Raw genomic sequence first — 19,230 nt, 5'->3', positions numbered from 1 at the left:
TGGCGCCCGGGAAGAAAACGACGCCGGGCGCGGGTCAGGCGTCGGCGCGGCTAGCGGTGCTCGGGTCGGCGAGGCGGGTGGAAACCTCCACGGTGGAGGTGGTCATCAGCCGGTGGATCGGGCACTTGTGGCTGATCTCCTCGAGGCGCGCCTGTTGCTCGGCGTCCTCGATGCCGTGGAAGGCCATCGCCACGTCGAGGCGATAGGTTCCATGGCGCTCCTGGCTGTCGTCGCGGTTGACCGTGACGCTCACTCCCTCGAGGGGCCACTGCTTGCGCCGGGCGTACATCATGGCGGTGATGGCCGTGCAGGCGCCCAGGGAGAGATCGAAGTAGTCGTGGGGATCCGGGCCACTGTTCTCGCCACCGTAGGCCTCGGGCACGTCGACGAAGAGATCCTCGAAACCGTCCAGCTCGACCCGCTGACGGTAGATATGGTTGCGCTCGCTGACGACTTCAATGGTCTTCTTCATGTCACCTCCGGATCATATCACCGCGAACATCGACTCAACCTCGGGCCGTCGCCCGGTCACTTTACCTCGATGCCGAGCTTGAGCGCCTTGACCGCCTTGATCAGCGCCTCGCGGCGGGCCTTGCCCTCGACTTCCGCCCCGTGACGACCGACCTCGACACTGTCGACGCCGTCGAGCATCATCAGGGCGGTGGTGATGCGGTTGACCTGGTCGGCGTTCTCGACACCCTGAAAGCTCAGTGACTGTTGGGCCATGATCGGCTCCTGAGAGGAATGAAAGGGGACTGGGAGCAGGCCACGAGTCTAGCACGCCACCCGGGCACCGAGCAGCGCTTGCAATGCCGCCCCATCGCCCGCATCTAGCTCTAGCGCATCATCATGCACGACACCGAATCACGAGGAGCCCCGCAGATGAAGGATTGGATCGCTGCCACCGGCGGCCGGCAGGAGGCCGGCGACCGAGTGACGTTCGAGACGCCCGCGGCGCCCCGGCTCGCCCTGGAGACCACGGTGATGACGCCCCTTGCCCACCTCGGGGCCCTCGACGTCGAGGGCCCCGATGCCGAGCGTTTCCTGCAGGGCCAGACCAGTGCCCAGGTGTCACTGGCCGACGGCGCCTTCGCCCCGCTGACCTGCTTCTGCACCCCCAAGGGACGCGTGCTGGCCAACGCCCAGCTGATGCGCATCGCCCCGGCGCATTTCCGCCTGGTGATGCACGCGAGCCTGGTGGCGTCGCTGGCCGAGCACCTCGGGAAGTTCGCCGCCTTCTACAAGGCCGAGCTGCGGGTTCGCGATGACCAGGCCCTGCTCGGCCTGATCGGCCGTGAGGCCCCGGCGCTTGCCGAGGTGCGCTTCGATGCCGCAGCACCCCGTGCCTGGCATCAGGCCGGCGACGAGACGGTCCAACTGCTGGCCCACCCCGGGCCACGCCCTCGCCTGCTGGTCTGCCTGCCGGCCGAGCGCGTCGAGACGGAGTGGCAGTGGCTCGAGGAGCACGCCACGCCGGTCGACAACGCCGTCTGGCGGCTGCACGACATCCAGGCCGGGCTCGCCTGGCTCGACGCCGAGCAGCGCGATACCTACCTGCCGCAGATGATCAACTGGGAGGCGCTGGGCGGCATCAGCTTCAAGAAGGGCTGCTATACCGGCCAGGAGGTGGTCGCCCGCGCCCACTTCCGCGGCCAGGTCAAGAAGCGCTTGATGCGAGCCCAGCTCGACGGCGGCCTGCTGCCGGAGCCCGGCAGCGCCATCGAGGACGCCAACGACAAGCGGCTCGGTGAGGTGTTGTGTGCCGAGCTCGACGCCTACGGCGAGGCCGAGGTGCTGGCGGTGATGAGCACCAAGGAGCCCGCGCTACCTCTGCGCTGCGCCGGCCAGAAGCTGAAGCTGCTGAAGCTGCCCTACGCGGTAGAGCGGCTGGACCCGGAGGAGCTGGCGGCGCGATAGGCCCCCGTCCCAAGGCCACACGCCGAGCGCAGGGGCGATTAGGGGGAGAGGTTGAACAGGCGTCGGGCGGTGGCGGTGCTCGCTGCCGCCACCCGCTCTTCCGACTGGTCGCGCAGCTCGGCCACCCGGCGGCACACCTCGGCGACTCGCGCCGGCTCGTTGCGCTCGCCCTGGTGACCGGCCAGCGGCATGTCGGGGCTGTCGGTCTCCAGCACATAGCCGTCGTCCGGCAGCGAGGCCACCGCCCGCTGCAGGCGCCTGGCGCGCTCGAAGGTCGTCGCCCCGCCGAGGCCCAGGGTGAAACCGAGATCGAGAAACTTATGCGCCTGTTCAGGCGAGCCGGTGAAGGCGTGAATCAGCCCGCCCGCGGGAAGCGCCAGCTGTCGAAGTCGCTTGGCGACCCGGTCGTTGGCCCGCACGCAGTGGATTACCACCGGCAGTGCCCGCGCCTTGGCCAGGCGCAGCTGGGCGTCGAAGAACGTCCACTGGGCGTCGAGGGTCTCGTCGAAACGCGCATCGATGCCGCACTCCCCGACCGCCACGACCTCCGAGTGGGCGTCGACCCACTGCGCCAGCGCCTCGATATCGTCCGGTGCGTGCTCGTCCATGAAGTAGGGATGCAGCCCCAGGCAGACGCCGACGTCCTCGCGCTTCCCCAGCGCCAGCACCCGCCCCCAGCGCGGCCGGGTCGTCCCCGGCACCACGAAACGCGTGACGCCCACGGCCCTGGCCCGCTCGAACACCGCCTCGCGGTCGGCATCGAAGTCGGGGAAATCCAGGTGGCAGTGGGCGTCGATCAACATAAGCTGGAAGCTGGAAGCTGGAAGCTGGAAGCTGGAAGCTGGAAGCTGGTCATTTAGCATGTCGCTTCCAGCGTTCGGGTCAAGGGTTTTCTTCCAGCTTCCAGCCGCGAAGCGGCGCTCTTATGGCTTCAAGCTCCCGGCGAAGCCGGGTCAGTGTTCCCGCGTCGGCTGGAAGCGGATCTCCGGCCAGCGCTCCTGGGTCATCTGCAGGTTCACGCGCGTGGGGGCGATGTAGGTCAGGTAGCCGCCCCCGTCGATAGCCAGGTTGGTGCTGGCCTTGCGCTTGAACTCCTCGAGCTTCTTGGCATCGTCGGCGTAGATCCAGCGCGCGGTGTTGACGTTTACGCCCTCGTAGACGGCCTCGACCTTGTACTCCTCCTTGAGGCGGTGGGCGACCACGTCGAACTGCAGGGTACCCACGGCGCCGAGGATCAGCTCGTTGTTGTCCATCGGCATGAAGACCTGGGTCGCGCCCTCCTCGGAGAGCTGCTGGAGCCCCTTCTGCAGCGCCTTCATCTTCAGCGGATCCTTGAGGCGCACGCGCTTGAAGAGCTCCGGAGCGAAGTGCGGAATGCCGGTGAAGCGCATGTCCTCGCCCTGGGTGAAGGTGTCGCCGATCTGGATGGTGCCGTGGTTGTGCAGGCCGATGATGTCGCCGGGCCACGCCTCTTCCACCTGGGAGCGATCCGAGGCCATGAAGGTCAGGGCGTCGGCGATCTTGACGTCCTTGCCGATGCGCACGTGACGCATCTTCATGTTCTTCTCGTACTTGCCCGAGCAGACCCGCAGGAAGGCGATACGATCGCGGTGGTTCGGGTCCATGTTCGCCTGGATCTTGAAGACGAAGCCGGTGAAGCGCCCGTCATCGGCTTCCACCACCCGGGTGTCGGTCTCCCGTGGCTGGGGCGGCGGCGCATACTCCACGAAGCCGTCGAGCATCTCACGGACCCCAAAGTTGCCCATGGCGGTACCGAAGTAGACCGGCGTCAGCTCGCCGCGCCGATACGCCTCGAGATCGAAGGCGTGGGAGGCCCCGCGCACCAGCTCGACCTCCATGCGCAGCTCTTCGGCCTGGTCCTCGCCGAGGACCTCGTCCACCTCGGGGTTGTCGAGCCCCTCGATGCGGCGATCTTCCGGGATGCGGTTGCCCTGCCCCTGCTTATAAAGGTGAATGGTGTCGTTGTAGAGGTGGTAGACGCCCCGGAAGTGGCGCCCCATGCCGATCGGCCAGGTCATGGGCGCGCACTGGATGTTGAGCACTTCCTCGACCTCATCCATCACCTCGACGGGATCGCGGATGTCCCGGTCCATCTTGTTGACGAAGGTGAGGATCGGCGTGGTCCGCAGGCGACACACCTCCATCAGCTTGATGGTGCGCGCCTCGACGCCCTTGGCGCCGTCGATCACCATCAGCGCCGAGTCCACCGCGGTCAGGGTTCGGTAGGTGTCCTCGGAGAAGTCCTCGTGGCCCGGCGTGTCGAGCAGGTTGACGATGCGCCCGCCATAGGGGAACTGCATCACCGAAGTGGTCACCGAGATGCCACGCTCCTGCTCCATCTTCATCCAGTCGGAGGTGGCGTGGCGGTCGTCGCGCTTGCTCTTGACGGAACCGGCCAGCTGGATGGCGTTGCCGAACAGCAGCATCTTCTCGGTGATGGTGGTCTTGCCGGCGTCGGGGTGCGAGATGATCGCGAAGGTGCGGCGCAGCCCGGTTTCATGGGCGAGGGTCGAGTTGGACATTGCGTCTCGTCGCTGATTGATGCACATCCGGCCGGGGTTCGGGTCCGGCCGGCGCGTGTCGGTGTCTATCGGTGTCGTGAGTGCACCGATTGTACCGTCAGGCACGGAGTCTGTCGCCGGTCGTCGACCCGGCGACCAGAGGTCCCGTCGCGGAACAGGCCATCGGGTTCGGCGCGCACCGCGGTGGCATGATTCCGACAGGCCGCCCCGAGGGCCACCTGTGCATAGTGAGTGCTATATTGCTCAATAATGACGTATCAACTCAAATATGGGTAATATACTGCGCAACAAACACCGTCTGCGCTAAACTATGCGCAATACATTGCGCAAACGCGTCACCATGCAAGGGCCCACCATGCAGTTGACCCTCCAGATCCATCACCAGGGGCAGTGGCACGATGCGGCCGCGCTGGAACTCCCGCATCCGGAACGCGGCACGGCCGGCCCCGCCCGGCTGGGCTATCTCCAGGCGCATGCCCTGGCCTGGATGTCCCGCGATGACGAGCACGCCTGCAGCCTGACCCTGCCGGTCGAGCTGATGATGCGCCACCACGGCCAGCGCTGGTTCGGCTTCCTCGAGGACATCATGCCGGCCGCCGCGTCCGCCGGGCGGCACGCTGGAGGCGCTGCGCTTCCCGCTGAGCGATGTCATCGAGCGGCATATCGACTTCCTGGAGTACGCCCAGCAGATGGGCGCCGCCAGCGGCGGGGCCACCGGCGCCGGCGGTGAGGCGCCCAAGCTGCTGGTGCGTCGCACGGCGGGCGACGAGGTCTGGATCGACACCTGGCAGGACGACCCGACGACCCTCGACCCGCACTTCCTGGTCAAGTTTCCCCGCGGCCAGCGCGGGACCGACGACTGCGACATCCTGCGCGCCGAATGCCATTACTACCGGGAACTGGCCGAGCTGGGCATCGATACCGTCTCGCTCCAGGGCCTGCAGCTGAGCGAAGGCGAGCGCTATCCCTCGCTGTGGTTGCCCCGCTTCGATGTGGAGGCGCGCGACGGCCGGCTGTGTCGCTATGGCCTGGAGTCCGTCTATGCCCTGCTCGGCGTGGCGCCTGGCACCCACCTGCGCCACCCGGCGGTCCTCGAGCGCCTGGTCGCCCTGCTCGAGCGCCAGCACCGGGTCCGGGAGCTGGGCGAGGCCTTCGACCGAGAGGCGTTCGTGATCGAATGGGTCAAGCGCGACCTGCTCAACGTGGCCTTCGGCAATTCCGACAACCACGGGCGCAACGCGGCCCTGCTCAAGCGTCCGGAGGGCATCTGGCACGCCCCGGTCTACGACTTCGCGCCCATGAAGGCCGATCCCGAGGGCGTGACGCGCACCACCCAGTGGGGCGCTCCGCTGGAACAGGGCGGCGAGTTCGACTGGCCTGCCATCGCCCGGGCGCTCGGCGCCCTGGCCGACCCGGAGCGCCTGATGGCCGAGCTGGAGGCCCTCGCCGGCCGCCTGCAGGGCCTGGACGAGCGGCTCGCGGCGCGCGGCGTGCCCGAGCGGATCCTCACCCGGCCGGCCGTGGGCCTTGGCCATCTCGATCAACGGCTGAAACGTTGGGGACTGATACCATGAAAACCGAGACCCTGACCCCGGAGGCCCGAGAAGCCGCCCTGCTGGAGCAACTGCGCCGGTTACTGCGCGGCGAGCTCAGCGAGGGCCAGGTGCTGCGCCACCTGCGCCGCGAGATACTGGGCATGTCCCAGGGCGACTACGCCCGGCTCGTCGGCATCAGCCGACGCACCCTGTCCGACATCGAACGTGACGCCGGCAACGCCTCCATGGCCAGCATGGACCGCGTCTTTCGCCCTCTGGGCCTGAGGGTCGGCCTGCTGCCTCGTCAACCCGCCCTGCTGTCGCGGCTCGTCGCGGATGACGACGCGGCTAGCGCAGCCCACGCTCGATGATGCGCAGGGTCTTGGCGTCTATGCCCAGCGCCGCCAGGGGGTCCGCCACCCCCGCCTCCTCGAGCCAGCGCAGCTGCAGGCGATAGGCCTCGCCCTCCAGGCGCCCCCGGGGCCGTGTCGCGACGTCGTCCCGATCGTGGCGCTGGGCATGATGAACCTGGAAATGATGGACCAGTTCGTGGAGCAGGTAGCTCTGGTTGACGAGGTCGTCGAGGTCGAGATCGACGTCCAGGTAGATGATGCCGTCCACGGGGTCGTAGGCCCCCTTGACCAGGATGCCCAACGGTTCGGGAAAGTCGGGGAAGCAGCGTTGCTGCAGGCTCGCCTGGCTCTCGAATTGCACCCCCGGCAGTTCGGGTTCGCGGTAGTCGGTGCGCAGCGCCAGCCAGGCGCTCTGCTCCCGGACGATCCGTGCCGGCGCCGAGGTCGTGGGGTCACCGGGCGACGTGGACGACACGGCGGGTACCGCAGGCAGCGCCAGCAGCAGTACCCACAGCCAGAGCGCGAGTAGCGCGTGCCAGCAAGACGACCGAGACCGTGAAGGCCCGCTCCTCGACGGGGCACTGGGCGTGAGCAAAGGCGACATGCCGACCTCGCAATGGTTGGGGCAAGCAAGCGCCGGTGACCGGGCGCACGGTGTTCCCGAGCCCCGACGGCCGACGCGGCGGCGACACCTCACCAGTCTAGCCGCCGGGCGTGCGCACCACCCGGGTTGCCCCGTGACGGACATGGGCAACTGGTCAGCGCCCCCGATGGGCGTCATCCTGTCGAGTGCTGAAGGATACTCAGGCTCACCGCTACCGCGAGGAGGCTCCATGCCACCACGGGTCGATTTCCGCATCGATTTTCAGGACACCGACGAGGCAGGCCGCTGGCATGCCATCAACGACGGCGTGATGGGCGGCGTCTCCCAGGGCAGAATGCAGATCGCCGCGGGCATCGGCGTCTTCACCGGGCGGCTGTCGCTCGTACACGGCGGCGGCTTCGCCTCGGTGCGCCGCGAACCCGGCGACCCGGCCTTGGGCGGCGCTCGCGGGATTCGCCTGCGTGTACGCGGCGACGGCCGCACCTACCAGCTACTGCTGCGCACCGACCGCCTCTTCGAGGGCGCGGCCTATCGCACCAAGTTCACCACCTCGGGCGAGTGGCAGAGCCTCGGCCTTGACTGGGACGACTTCGAGGCGGTCTTCCGCGGCCGGCGGCTGGAGGATGCCCCACCGCTCGCGCCACAGGACATTCGCCAGTTCGGCTTCCTGATCGCCGACCATCGCGAGGGGGCGTTTCGCCTGGAGATCGCTGCCCTCGAGGCGCTGGCATGAGTTCACAACGCACGCCTCGGCCCACCATGACAATGGTCTACGACGGCCAGTGCCCGATGTGTCGCCGGTTCGTGCGCCTGCAGCGACTGCGCCGCGATGTCGGTGAGCTGGAGCTGGTCGATGCCCGCCAGGAGAGCGCCGCCCGAAGGGAGCTCTCCGAGCGCGGCATCGACCTGGACGAGGGCTTCGCCCTGCGCATCGGCGAGCAGTGGGTCCACGGCGGCGAGGCCCTGCACCGCCTGGCGCTGATGAGCACCGGCAGCGGCCTCTTCAACCGCACGATGGCGAGGCTCTTCGCCTCGCCGCGCCGCACCGCCCGCCTCTACCCCTGGCTCTGCCGCGGCCGGTCCATCCTGCTGCGCCTGCTGGGACGCGGGCCCATCGACAACCTGCGACGCCGGTGAGCCGACGGCATGACCTAATTGGGCGTTACCAGGGCAGCGTCTCGCCGTTGCTGTGCCAGAAGCCGCCGCTGGTCGCAAGCGTCAGCGCCTCGAGGCGAGCGGCGATACCGTCGGCGGCCTCCTCCGGGCTGATCAGGCCGCCGAAGTTGACCATGCGGGTCTGCACATAGCCGGGGTGAAGCTGAGCCACGGCGATGCCGCGGGGCGCCAGGTCCACCGCCAGCGACTTGCCGAAGGCGTTCAGTGCGGCCTTGGAGGCCCGATAGCCGTAGCGCCCGCCGGAGTCGTTGTCGGCGATCGAACCCATGCGGCTGGTGATGTTGGCGATCTTGGCGCCCTCGCCCAGCCGCGGCAGCAGGGCCTCGGTGACCCGCAACGGGGCATAGGCGTTGATCTCCATCTGCGCGCGAATGGCGTCGAAATCGAGCTCGCCCAGCGACTCGTCGTGGAGCATCCCGGCGTTGTTGATCAAGAGATCCAGTGGCTGATCGGCGAGCGACTCGGCGAGGCGCGCGACGTCCGCCTCGCGAGTCACGTCGATGCCGTCGATGACCCGGCTGGCCACCTCGGCGAGTTCATCGGAGCCGGCGCGGCACGCGCCGATGACCTGCCAGCCCGCCCGGTGGTAGTGGCGCGCCAGCGCCAGGCCGACGCCACGATTGGCGCCCGTGATCAGTACGGTGGAAGCCATGGACTCTCCTTCGATGAGCCGTTCGTCCGGTTCGAGTATGTCCCCGTGGGGGACGACATCGGAAGCGACGTTCCATTCGCCGCGATCCTGGGCGACCAGTGTATCGTGCCGCTCCTGTCTAGGTGCGGGACGCCGCCGCGATTTCAAGGGGCGCGGTCTGGCCTACACTGGAGGCCATCGGCCCCGGCGGCGGCGAGGCCGCGTTGCGAGGAACCGGCATGGAACCCAATCATCGCTTCAACGTGATCTACGTGCTGATCGCCGTGATGCTCTTCCTGACCTTCCAGAACGTCTACCGCAATTGGCAGACCACCGACCCCATTCCCTACTCGGAATTCACCCGACTGCTGGAGGAGGGCCGCATCGCCGAGGTGCGGGTCGGCGACGATCGTCTCACCGGCACCTTCACCTCCCCCCAGCCCGACGGCCAGACCGCCTTCACCACCAACCGCGTCGATCCCGGCCTGGCCGAGCGGCTGGCGCAATACGACATCACCTTCGACGGCCGCCCCCAGAACCCCTTCCTGACCGTGCTGCTGTCATGGGTCATCCCGCTGATCCTGCTGTTCGTCATCTGGTCCTTCCTGATCCGCCGCATGACCGGCGGGGGCGGCCTCGGCGGGATGATGTCCATCGGCAAGTCCAAGGCCAAGGTCTACGTGGAAACGTCGACCAAGGTGACCTTCGAGGATGTCGCCGGGGTGGACGAGGCCAAGAACGAGCTCCAGGAAGTGGTGGCCTTCCTGCGCGATCCCGAGCGCTATGGACGGCTCGGCGCACATATTCCCAAGGGCATCCTGCTGGTCGGCCCGCCCGGCACCGGCAAGACCCTGCTGGCCCGGGCCGTGGCGGGCGAGGCCGGCGTGCCCTTCTTCTCGATCTCCGGCTCGGAGTTCGTCGAGATGTTCGTCGGGGTCGGCGCGGCTCGGGTGCGCGACCTCTTCGAACAGGCCGCCAAGGCCAAGCCCTGCATCATCTTCATCGACGAGCTGGATGCCCTGGGTCGCGCTCGTGGGCCGGGCGCCATGGGCGGCCAGGACGAAAAAGAGCAGACGCTCAACCAGCTGCTCTCGGAGCTGGATGGCTTCGATCCCTCTACCGGCATCGTGCTGCTCGCCGCGACCAACCGGCCGGAGATCCTCGATCCGGCCCTGCTGCGCGCGGGCCGCTTCGACCGCCAGGTGCTGGTGGATCGCCCCGAACGCAAAGGCCGGCTACAGATCCTGCGCGTGCACATCGGCAAGATCCACGCCCTGGCCCCCGACGTCGACCTCGACCACCTCGCCTCGCTGACCCCGGGCTTCACCGGCGCCGACCTCGCCAACCTGGTCAACGAGGCGGCGCTGCTGGCCACCCGCCGCGACAGCGAGACGGTGGCCATGGCGGACTTCACCAACGCCATCGAGCGCATCGTCGCCGGCCTCGAGAAGAAGAGCCGGTTGCTCAATGCCCACGAGCGCGCGGTGGTCGCCCACCATGAGATGGGCCATGCCCTGGTGGCCGCCTCCCTGCCGGGCATGGATCCGGTGCACAAGGTCTCGATCATCCCCCGCGGCGTCGGCGCGCTGGGCTATACCATCCAGCGCCCCACCGAGGACCGCTTCCTGCAGTCCGTCAGCGACCTGAAGTACCGCATGGCGGTGCTGATGGGCGGCCGCGCCGCCGAGCAGCTGATCTTCGAAGAGGTCTCCACCGGCGCCGCCGACGACCTGGCCAAGGCCAGCGAGATCGCCCGGGACATGGCGACCCGCTTCGGCATGGCCGACGAGACCGGCCAGGTGGTCTACGAGAAGGATCGTCAGGCCTTCCTCGGGGAGCAGTACGCCCTCAGCCAGCCCCGCGACTACGCCGAGGCCACCGCCCGGGAGATCGACCTCTCGGTGCGCCAGCTGGTCGACGAGGCCTACGCCCTGGCCCGGCAGACGCTGACAGAGCGGCGCGGCGACCTCGAGGCCGGCGCCGCCCTGCTGCTCGAGCGCGAGACGCTCACCGCCGCGGAATTCCCGCCGATGGCGCCGTCACCCCCTGATGCACCTTCGAGCCCGTCTTGAGCCTCCACTAGGGTGCTCTTGGCAAGCGCTTGATCGGGTTGTGAGGCGCACTTGAGAACGCCTTAAGAAATCCTTAAGACAGCGCCGCGATACTCCGCCTCCGCGCGCCAGGGCCTGGCCCGCTATCGGCCGGCATCGCGACCGCCGCGGCCCGGTCGCCGACGGTGCTCGCGCTACGCGAATCCGATTGCGAGCGTACTATTTGCACCCTATTATTCGCACCCCAGTCTCCCCGGGAACCACCACTCCGATGTCGATGCTACCCCGCCCCCACCCCAGGCCCAGGCACAGCGCCCGGATGCCTGCTCTTTTCGTGCTTGGCCTGATGACCCTACTGAGCGCCCCGCTGGCCCAGGCCGCCGCCGGGCCGCTGATGCTCACCCACTCGCTCTCCGGCTTCAGCGCCGTGACGCTGTTCCTGCTCGCCTACGCGCTGGTGATGGCCGAGGAGCAGCTGCACATGCGCAAGTCCAAGCCGGTGCTGATTGCCGCCGGCCTGATCTGGACGCTGATCGGCTGGGTCTACGTGCAGGCGGGCCTGCCCGACGCGGCCGAGGAGGCCTTCCGGGAGACGCTGCTGGAATACAGCGAACTGCTGCTCTTCCTGCTGGTGGCGATGACCTACATCAACGCCATGGAGGAGCGTCGCGTCTTCGATGCGCTGCGTTCCTGGATGGTGCGACGAGGCTTCAGCTACCGCTCACTGTTCTGGATCACCGGCGTGCTGGCCTTCGGCATCTCGGCCATCGCCAACAACCTGACCACGGCGATGCTGATGTGCGCCGTGGTGCTCAAGGTCGCCGAGGGCGACAAGCGCTTCATCGGCCTGTGCTGCGTGAATATCGTCATCGCCTCCAATGCCGGCGGCACCTTCAGCCCCTTCGGCGACATCACCACCCTGATGGTCTGGCAGGCCGGCATGGTGGAGTTCGACCAGTTCTTCGCCCTGCTGGTGCCGGCGCTGGTCAACTACCTGCTCCCGGCCGTGATCATGAGCCTGTTCATCAAGAACCGGAAGCCCGACGCCCTGGAAGAGAACGTCTGGCTCAAGCGCGGCGCACGACGCATCATCGCCCTGTTTCTATTCACCGTAGCCAACGCCGTGGCCTGTCATACGCTGCTGAACCTGCCGCCGGTGCTCGGCATGATGACCGGCCTCGGGCTGCTGCAGTTCTTCGGCTACTACCTACGGCGCAGCCTGCCGATGTCGCTGGAGCGCAAGCGCACCCGCTATACCCAGCGCGGCGACTGGAAGAAGCTCGAACAGCTCGGCAGCGTGGTGCCCTTCGACGTCTTCACCCGTATCGCCCGCTCCGAGTGGGACACCCTGCTGTTCTTCTACGGCGTGGTGATGTGCGTCGGCGGCCTCGGCTTCATGGGCTACCTGGCCCTGCTCTCCGAGACGCTCTACACCGGCTGGGACCCGATCTCGGCCAATATCGTGCTGGGCGTGGTCTCGGCGGTGGTCGACAACATCCCGGTGATGTTCGCCGTGCTCTCGATGGAGCCGGACATGTCGCTCGGCAACTGGCTGCTGATCACCCTGACCGCCGGTGTCGGCGGCAGCCTGCTCTCGGTCGGCTCCGCCGCCGGGGTGGCACTGATGGGCCAGGCGCGGGGCAACTACACCTTCGCCACCCACCTGCGCTGGGCGCCGGTCATCGGCCTGGGCTACGCGGCCAGCATCGTCGTGCACCTCTGGATGAATGCTCCGGGCTTCCGGCTCCTCGGCTGAGCCACCCGCAACAGAGGCGCAGCCTGGTGACTTAAGAAAGCCATAAGGAACTCATGAAACGGTGAGCTCAGCAGGGGCCGCACAAGGCGGCCTCTCCTGACCACCACGATACGGAGTTCCCCATGACGCCCCTCTCCCCCTCCCCGATCCAGCCGGTCGCACTCAACGTCCGCCCGACCATCGCCACGCCCGAGTCGCTGATTCTGGACGCCCAGAGTCCGGCCATGATGGTGCTCACCGACTTCGCACGCACCGCCCCCCAGACCATCCATGCCGACCGGCCCGTCGACGAGGCCCATCAGAAGATGATCAGCGGCGGCGTCCGCCTGCTGCTGGTGATCGACGACCAGGGACGCTGCAGTGGCGTGCTGCCCGCCCGGGAAGTGATCGGCGGGCGGCTGATCACGCTGGCCATGCAGCAGCACGGCATCGACCGTGGCGACGTCACCGTCGGCATGGTCCAGACCCCGCTGCACAAGACCCCGACGCTCACCCTGGAGACGCTGGCCGCGCTGACCCTCGATGATCTGGTGCAGTCGCTGAAGAGCTTCGGTGACCAGCACCTGCTGGTCACCGAAGCGACCCCGCGTCACCGGGAGCGCATCCGCGGGGTGATCTCGGCGGCCGACATCGCCCGCGTGCTTGGCTATCGCCCGGGCGGACTGGCCGAGGCGAGAAGCTTCGCCGACATCTGCAAGGTGGTGCTCGGCCGCGAGCTGTGACGCCGGGCGTAGCTCACACCCCGAACGGGTAGGTGTCAGGGATGGCCTCACGCTGCCAGTGCGGCCCCAGGGCCAGCGGCTCGACGGCCGTGGTCTCGTCCAGGTGGTAGAGAGCATCGAACTGCTCGGCCAGGCAGGCCTGGAAGTAGTGGCTGCCCCGTTCCGTCTCCGGGCGGTAGATCACTCCGATCGCCCGCTCCAGCCGGTGAGCCTTCAGGGGCGCGGCACGGTCCGGCGAAAGCGGCAGGTAGAAGCGCTCGAGCCCGCTCTGGTGGAAGAGCCGTTCGACGCTGCCCTCGAGTGACGGGCGCACCCAGCGGTGCTCGGCCGGTCCGTCCCAGTCCCGGGCGGCGGTGACATGGCCGGTGTGGGTGGTGAAGCCCACCAGCAGCACCCGCTCGGCTCCGAAGCGCCGGCGCGCCAGCTGACCGACGTTGTGCTGCGCCTGGCGCCAGCCCATCTCCGTGGCCCGGGCGTCGCCCAGGTGGGAGTTGTGGGCCCACACCACCACCTTGCCCGCGCCTCCCTGGCGACGCAGGTGGTCGTGCAGCTCGGCGAGGGTCTCGGTCATGTGGTCGTCGCGCAGGTTCCAGGTATCCACCCGGCCGGCGAACATGGCCCGATAGTAGGCCTCGGCATTCACCACCACCCGCGCATTCTGCTCGGCGAAGAACTGCGCATCGACGGCCCGACGCCCGTCCGCCGCCAGGTAGGCCGCGGCCCGCTCCATGAGCCGCACCTGCAATCCCACGGCCGCCCGCTCGCAGGAGGGGCTCAGGCCGAAGGCCACGTTGCGCCCATAATGGAAGGGGTCGCCGCGATGATCGAGGCAGGCATAGCCCCGGCGGGCGACCTCGGCCTGCTCGGGGTCGACCCCCTCCAGGTACGCGATCACCGCCTCGGCCGAGCGGTGCAGGCTATAGAGATCCATGCCGTAGAAGCCCGCCTTCTTCGCCAGCGGCTGGCGGGCGTTGTACTGGCGCAGCCAGGCGATGAAGTCGCGCACCTCGTGGTTGCACCACATCCAGTGGGGAAAGCGCTCGAACTCCTCGAAGGCCTCGGCGAGGGAGTCCTCGCCGCCACCCCGCACGTAGCGGTCCAGGCGCAGGGCATCGGGCCAGTCGGCCTCGACCAGCACCGCCTCGAAGCCCTTCTCCTCGATCAACCGCCGGGTGATCTCGGCGCGCAGGCGGTAGAACTCGGCGGTACCGTGGGAGGCCTCGCCGAGCAGCACGAAAGGCCGATCGCCGACCCGGTCGAGCAGCGCATCATGGTCGCTGGCACGGCCTTCCAGCCGCGTGGCCAGGTCACGCACACAGGCAAGCTCGGTCGTCATGACAGGCACCTCCAGGTGAACGCAGCGAAGTCCACGCTGACAGTCTAGCCCCGGTGGCGCCGAACGGCAGGCTCATGCCCGCTGCTGCCCGGTGGGCACGTCCTCGCTGCGCCCGAGTCGCTCGCGCAGCCGCTCGAGATAGCTCAGCAGCACCGGGATCACGGCCAGCACCAGCAGGGTCGAGAACGCCAGGCCGAAGGCGATGGAGACGGCCATGGGGATCAGGAACTGCGCCTGCAGCGAGGTCTCGAAGAGCAGCGGCGTGAGCCCGCCGATGGTGGTCAGCGAGGTGAGCAGCACGGCTCGCACCCGCTGCACCACCGCCTCGTTGAGCGCGGCGTCGATGGCCAGCCCCTTGTGGCGCTGGTGGCGATAGAAGGCCACCAGGATGATGGCGTTGTTGACCACGATGCCGGAGAGGCCGAAGAGCCCGAACAGCGAGAGCATGGTCAGGTTGAGTCCCAGCGCCCAGTGCCCTAGCAGGGCTCCGACCAGCGCCAGCGGGATGATCGCCATGACGATCAGCGGCAGACTCCAGGAGGCGAAGACCCAGGCCAGCACCACGTACATCAGCCCCAGGCCGATGATCAGCCCGGTACGCATGTCGGCGAAGGTCTCGCGCTGGTCGGCGGCGCGTCCCTCGAAGCTGTAGCGCAGCCGGTGGGTGCTGACGAGCGTCGGCAGCACCTCCTCGGAGACGGCATCGAGTACCTGCTCGGCGTTGGTGATCTCGCTGTCGAGCTCGGCGGTCACCTCCACCGCCAGGCGGCCATCGGCATGGCGCAGCGCCTCGAAGCCCTGACGATGGTCGAGCGCCATGACCTGGTCCAGCGGCACGAAGCGCCCCTCCGGGGTGCGCACCGTCAGCCGCGACAGGGTCGAGAGCCGCTCGCGCTGCGCGCGGGGCAGCAGCACCCGCACCTCGATCTCGTCGGCGCCGTCCTGGTAGATCTGCACCAGGCGGCCGTCGAAGGCCGCCCTGAGCTGTCGACCCAGGTCCAGGGTAGTCAGCCCCAGGGCCTCGCCATGGGCATTCACCCGATAGATGAGCTGCTCGCGCCCCCAGGGCATGTCGTCCTCGGTATCCAGCACTCCGGGCAGCTCGCGCAGCGAACGGGAGAGCGATTCCGCGGCGGCCTTGAGGTCGTCGGCCGACTCGCCGGTCAGGCGGATGTTGACGTCCTTGCCGGGCGGCCCCGCCGCGCGCTCGTTGATGGTCAGGTTCTCCAGGCCCGCCGGCTCGGCCATCCGCGCGCGCCAGGCGCGGATGAACTCGGCGTTGCGCACGTCGCGGTCGTCCGAGGGGGTGAGCTCGATCATCATCGAGCCGACGTTGTCGCCGCTGCGTCCTGGCTGGCCACTGGCGAGCGTGGCCCCGTGACGGGTCACCGCATGCTGCACAAGATCGCCACCCAAGGCCTCCTCGGTCTCGTCCAGGGCGGCCTGCATCTGGGTCAGCAGCGCGTCGACGCGGCCGCGATCGGTGCCGGCCACGAAGCTGGCGTTGGCATAGAGAATGTTGGGTTCCGGCGTGGGGAAGAAGGTGAACTCCAGGCGCCCCCCGGCCAGCAGGCCGACGGTGAAGAGCACCACCGCCAGCGCCGAGGCGAGCGTCGCGGCGCAGTGGCGCAGGGTCAGCGCCGAGAAGCGCCGGAACGGCCCCTCGCGGAAGCGCTCGAAGACCGTCTCGAAGCGCTCGCGGGGCCGCGACAGCGGGTGGCGCCGCGGCGTCTTGCCCGGCACGAAGGCGTTGCGCAGATGGGCGGGCAGCACCACGAAGCACTCCAGCAGGGAGGCAATGAGCACGCAGATCATCACCACCGGGATATCGCCGAGGATGTTGCCGATCACCCCGCCCACCAGCAGCAGCGGCATGAAGGCGGCCACCGTGGTCAGCGACGAGGCGATGACCGGCCACAGCATGCGTCTGGCGGCCCCCTCGGAGGCGTGGCGGGCGGGCTCACCGCCGCGGAAGTGGGCATCGGCGTCCTCGCCGACCACGATGGCGTCGTCGACGATCACCCCAAGCGCCATGATCAGCGCGAACAGCGAGATCATGTTGATCGACCCACCGATCACCCAGAACACCGCCATGGCGGCCAGGAAGGCGGTGGGGATGCCGATGGCGACCCACAGCGCCACCCGGGCGGGCAGGAAGAAGTAAAGCAGCAGCAGCACCAGGGCCAGGCCGCCCAGGCCATTGCTGATCAACAGCCAGATGCGCTCGGCGATCAGCTGCCAGGTCTCGTCATGCACCTCGAGCTCCACCGAGGGCGGCAGCTGGGGGCGTGTCTCGTCGAGCCAGCGATTGAGTACGTCGGCGGCGGCCAGTGAGTTGCCGTTCTCGCTTCGCTGCAGCATCAGCTCTACCGCCGGGTGACCATCGCTGCTCAGGGTCACCGAGGGCTCGCGCGCCTCCTGACGGATGACGGCGATGTCGCCCAGGCGCAGCTGGACCCGCTCGCCGCTGAGCACCGGCAGGTCGGCGAAGGCCAGGGCGTCACGGCGCTGCTCCACGGCGCGCAGCTCGCGGGTGCTGTCCTGCTGGCCGAGCAGCCCCGCCGGCAGGTCGCGAGACATCGCCTCGATGCGCTCGGCGATCTCGCCGAGGCTCAGCTGCAGCCCCTGCAGGCGCTCGGCCGGGATCTCGATGCTGATCTGCTGGTCGGGCAGGCCACTGATCTCTACCCGGTCGATGCCCGCCTGCAGCAGCTGGTCCTCGAAGCGGTTGGCCAGGTGGCGAAGCTCCTGCGGGGTGACCTCGCCGTGCACCAGCAGCCGGGCCACCGGCTCGTAGCGTGCCGTCCGGGCGACCTGGGGCTCCTCGGCCTCCGAGGGCAGGTTGGTGAACTCGTCGACCTGCTGGCGAACGTCATCCAGCGCCAGGATGGGGTCGGTGCCCTCGTTGAACTCCAGGGTGATGCTCGAGACGCCCTGGGCCGAGGTGGAGGTCATCCGCTTCAGGCCGTCGATGCTGCGCAGGCGCTGCTCGAAGGGGATGGTGATGCCCTGCTCGATGTCCTCCGCCGAGGCGCCACTCCACACCGTGCGCACGCTGACCACGTCCAGGGCGAAGGAAGGGAAGAACTGGATGTTCATGCGCGAGATACCCAGCGCCCCGCCGAGCAGCATCACCAGCATCACCAGGTTGGCGGCGACCCGGTGGTGGACGAAGAAACCGATCACCCCGCGCCGGCGACTCACGAGGCGACCTCGTCGTGGCCATCGTCTTCCTCGACGCTGCCAGCGCTGTCGTCTCCCTCGTCGCCAATGGCTGGCTCGTCGCTGGTGCTCTGTACCAGCAGCCCCTGCATGGCGTTGGGCAGGTGGGTGACGATCACCCGGTCGCCGTCGGCCAGCGCCTTGCCGCTGACCAGCGCCCAGCGCTCGCCGTCGTCGCGCACCACGTCGCCATGGTGGGTCACCGCCAGGCGCTGCATGCGGTTCGCCTCGTCCATCAGGTAGAGGGCCTCGTTGCCATAGAGCGCGCTGTAGGGCACCGCGAGGCTGCCCGGCACCTTCGGGCGCTGAAGCGACACGGCCACGAGACTGCCAGGGCGCAGCCGCTCGCCACCCTCCTCGAGGCGGAAGATCGCTTCGGTGCCGGCCGGGTCGCCCTCGCCGGCGAGCCCGGTCAGCACAAGGCGCGCGCCCTGCCCGTCCGTGGCCACCAGGCGCTCCCCCCGCGACAGGGCATCCAGCAGCTCGCCCTGGTGGCGCTGGGGGATGCGTGCGCGAAGTTCCAGGCCGCGCTCGGGATAGACGCTGAGCAGCTCGCTGCGCGCCGCGACCTGATCGCCCGGGGCGACCCTGATACGCGTGACGATGCCGTCGAAGGGTGCATCGACGCGGCTGCGCTCGGCATCTCGGCGCGCCGCAGCAAGAGAGGCCTGGGCACGGTTCAGGCCGGCTTCTAGTGCGCGCAGGCGCGCCGGGTGCTCGGCAATCGCCCGCTCTCGGGCCGCCACCGTCACCCGGGCGCGGGCCAGCTCGTTGCGCGCCGTGTCAAGATCGGACTGGGAGGCCAGGTTACGGGCCCTGAGTGACCGGGTGCGCTCCAGCTGGCGGCGGGCGTTGTCGACCAGCTCGCGTTCGCGCTCCACGGCGTCGAGGTCACTCTCGTGACGCACCCGCTCGTTCTCGACCTGGGCCTCGCGATCCGCCACCTCGGCCTCGGCCTGCTGCAGGGGGGGCATCACGTCGGCCTCGTCCAGGGCCACCAGCCGCTCGCCGCGCGCCACCCGCTGCCCCTCGCGAACCGGGCGTTCGGCGATCCGCCCGGCCAGGGGCGCGGTGACGGTGAGCATGTCGGGGGCGATGATCTCACCGTACAACGGCAGGATGGGTGCCCGGGGCTCGAGCGTCGCCGCGAGGGTCTCGACGCGCCAGCTCCGCTCCTCGGGCGTCACGCTGGGGCTCTCGGGCCGGGTCGCGCGCAGCCACAGGAAGGCCGCCACGCCGAGGGCCAGGATCAACAGGGGGAGCAGGCGTCTGAGCATCGGGCTGGGTTCCACCGGGCATATCAACAGCCCACAATATACAGCCATCGACCGGTGATTGTCGGCACAGTCATCTACCGGGACGAGGCGACACTCGACCGCAGCCG

Annotated in this window: 18 protein-coding genes; 8 read left to right on the top strand and 10 right to left on the bottom strand. The window is 68.7% G+C overall.

All coding sequences use genetic code 11. From position 1 onward, the window contains the following. Nucleotides 1–34: 34 nt before the first annotated feature. On the bottom strand, nucleotides 35–472 hold the full coding sequence (locus tag FEI13_RS01665; RefSeq protein WP_138178930.1) for an OsmC family protein: 438 nt from the start codon (nucleotides 470–472) through the stop codon (nucleotides 35–37). 56 nt (nucleotides 473–528) lie between these two features. After that, on the bottom strand, nucleotides 529–726 hold the full coding sequence (locus FEI13_RS01660; protein ID WP_138178929.1) for a hypothetical protein: 198 nt from the start codon (nucleotides 724–726) through the stop codon (nucleotides 529–531). A 156-nt stretch (nucleotides 727–882) separates the two neighbouring features. Here FEI13_RS01660 and ygfZ point away from each other — a divergent pair, with 156 nt between their 5' ends. Then, the gene (gene ygfZ / locus FEI13_RS01655) at nucleotides 883–1,917 is read left to right on the top strand and encodes a CAF17-like 4Fe-4S cluster assembly/insertion protein YgfZ (protein WP_138178928.1); all 1,035 of its coding nucleotides are present in this window, start codon (nucleotides 883–885) and stop codon (nucleotides 1,915–1,917) included. A 38-nt stretch (nucleotides 1,918–1,955) separates the two neighbouring features. On the opposite strand, the gene FEI13_RS01650 is transcribed toward ygfZ, so the two are convergent. The 3 genes from FEI13_RS01650 to FEI13_RS19345 all read right to left on the bottom strand — a co-directional run bounded on the left by FEI13_RS01650 (nucleotide 1,956) and on the right by FEI13_RS19345 (nucleotide 5,112). Next, nucleotides 1,956–2,720: a TatD family hydrolase gene (locus FEI13_RS01650; protein WP_138179173.1), complete on the bottom strand. Its 765-nt coding sequence runs from the start codon at nucleotides 2,718–2,720 to the stop codon at nucleotides 1,956–1,958. A 150-nt stretch (nucleotides 2,721–2,870) separates the two neighbouring features. Next, entirely contained in the window at nucleotides 2,871–4,460 is a 1,590-nt protein-coding gene (locus FEI13_RS01645; RefSeq protein WP_138178927.1) for a peptide chain release factor 3, read from the bottom strand. A gap of 262 nt (nucleotides 4,461–4,722) precedes the next feature. Further along, on the bottom strand, nucleotides 4,723–5,112 hold the full coding sequence (locus FEI13_RS19345; protein ID WP_240036387.1) for a hypothetical protein: 390 nt from the start codon (nucleotides 5,110–5,112) through the stop codon (nucleotides 4,723–4,725). Between the two features lie 37 nt (nucleotides 5,113–5,149). Between FEI13_RS19345 and FEI13_RS01640 the strand changes: the two genes are divergently transcribed. Together FEI13_RS01640 and FEI13_RS01635 are read left to right on the top strand one after the other, a co-directional pair. Further along, nucleotides 5,150–6,034 carry a type II toxin-antitoxin system HipA family toxin gene (locus FEI13_RS01640; RefSeq protein WP_240036386.1) on the top strand — a complete coding sequence of 295 codons (885 nt, stop codon included), beginning with the start codon at nucleotides 5,150–5,152 and terminating at the stop codon, nucleotides 6,032–6,034. Then, nucleotides 6,031–6,366 carry a helix-turn-helix transcriptional regulator gene (locus FEI13_RS01635; protein WP_138178926.1) on the top strand — a complete coding sequence of 112 codons (336 nt, stop codon included), beginning with the start codon at nucleotides 6,031–6,033 and terminating at the stop codon, nucleotides 6,364–6,366. The genes FEI13_RS01640 and FEI13_RS01635 overlap by 4 nt, the downstream gene beginning before the upstream one ends. On the opposite strand, the gene FEI13_RS01630 is transcribed toward FEI13_RS01635, so the two are convergent. After that, nucleotides 6,344–6,823 (bottom strand): DUF6647 family protein, encoded by a 480-nt coding sequence (locus FEI13_RS01630; protein ID WP_138178925.1) that lies wholly within the window; start codon nucleotides 6,821–6,823, stop codon nucleotides 6,344–6,346. The two genes, FEI13_RS01635 and FEI13_RS01630, sit on opposite strands and share 23 nt — an antisense overlap. Nucleotides 6,824–7,181: 358 nt before the next feature. Here FEI13_RS01630 and FEI13_RS01625 point away from each other — a divergent pair, with 358 nt between their 5' ends. Both FEI13_RS01625 and FEI13_RS01620 read left to right on the top strand, forming a co-directional pair. Then, nucleotides 7,182–7,685 carry a CIA30 family protein gene (locus tag FEI13_RS01625; RefSeq protein ID WP_138178924.1) on the top strand — a complete coding sequence of 168 codons (504 nt, stop codon included), beginning with the start codon at nucleotides 7,182–7,184 and terminating at the stop codon, nucleotides 7,683–7,685. Next, on the top strand, nucleotides 7,682–8,089 hold the full coding sequence (locus FEI13_RS01620) for a DCC1-like thiol-disulfide oxidoreductase family protein (protein ID WP_138178923.1): 408 nt from the start codon (nucleotides 7,682–7,684) through the stop codon (nucleotides 8,087–8,089). Before FEI13_RS01625 ends, FEI13_RS01620 begins: the two co-directional genes overlap by 4 nt. Before the next feature lie 25 nt (nucleotides 8,090–8,114). Here FEI13_RS01620 and FEI13_RS01615 read toward each other — a convergent pair whose 3' ends face one another. After that, the gene (locus tag FEI13_RS01615) at nucleotides 8,115–8,780 is read right to left on the bottom strand and encodes an SDR family oxidoreductase (RefSeq protein ID WP_138178922.1); all 666 of its coding nucleotides are present in this window, start codon (nucleotides 8,778–8,780) and stop codon (nucleotides 8,115–8,117) included. A gap of 218 nt (nucleotides 8,781–8,998) precedes the next feature. Between FEI13_RS01615 and ftsH the strand changes: the two genes are divergently transcribed. The 3 genes from ftsH (at nucleotide 8,999) to FEI13_RS01600 (ending at nucleotide 13,288) form a co-directional block, all read left to right on the top strand. Beyond that, the gene (gene ftsH / locus FEI13_RS01610) at nucleotides 8,999–10,831 is read left to right on the top strand and encodes an ATP-dependent zinc metalloprotease FtsH (protein ID WP_138178921.1); all 1,833 of its coding nucleotides are present in this window, start codon (nucleotides 8,999–9,001) and stop codon (nucleotides 10,829–10,831) included. A gap of 298 nt (nucleotides 10,832–11,129) precedes the next feature. Then, complete coding sequence (gene nhaD, locus FEI13_RS01605; protein ID WP_420841548.1) at nucleotides 11,130–12,566, top strand: sodium:proton antiporter NhaD; 1,437 nt, start codon at nucleotides 11,130–11,132, stop codon at nucleotides 12,564–12,566. A gap of 122 nt (nucleotides 12,567–12,688) precedes the next feature. Next, complete coding sequence (locus FEI13_RS01600; protein WP_138178920.1) at nucleotides 12,689–13,288, top strand: CBS domain-containing protein; 600 nt, start codon at nucleotides 12,689–12,691, stop codon at nucleotides 13,286–13,288. A gap of 13 nt (nucleotides 13,289–13,301) precedes the next feature. On the opposite strand, the gene FEI13_RS01595 is transcribed toward FEI13_RS01600, so the two are convergent. The 3 genes from FEI13_RS01595 to FEI13_RS01585 form a co-directional block, all read right to left on the bottom strand. Next, nucleotides 13,302–14,624 carry an erythromycin esterase family protein gene (locus FEI13_RS01595; protein WP_138178919.1) on the bottom strand — a complete coding sequence of 441 codons (1,323 nt, stop codon included), beginning with the start codon at nucleotides 14,622–14,624 and terminating at the stop codon, nucleotides 13,302–13,304. 72 nt (nucleotides 14,625–14,696) lie between these two features. Beyond that, a complete protein-coding gene (locus tag FEI13_RS01590; RefSeq protein WP_138178918.1) occupies nucleotides 14,697–17,828 on the bottom strand; it encodes an efflux RND transporter permease subunit in 3,132 nt (1,043 codons plus the stop codon). Then, nucleotides 17,825–19,123, bottom strand: a complete 1,299-nt coding sequence (locus FEI13_RS01585) for an efflux RND transporter periplasmic adaptor subunit (protein WP_138178917.1) — start codon at nucleotides 19,121–19,123, stop codon at nucleotides 17,825–17,827. Before FEI13_RS01585 ends, FEI13_RS01590 begins: the two co-directional genes overlap by 4 nt. Between the last annotated feature and the right edge of the window lie 107 nt (nucleotides 19,124–19,230).

Origin of the sequence: Halomonas urmiana (assembly GCF_005780185.1) — a bacterium.
In the GTDB taxonomy this organism is placed as follows: domain Bacteria; phylum Pseudomonadota; class Gammaproteobacteria; order Pseudomonadales; family Halomonadaceae; genus Halomonas; species Halomonas urmiana.
The sequence above is the reverse complement of the archived record's forward strand: the minus strand, read 5'-3'. Positions and strand labels throughout refer to the sequence as shown.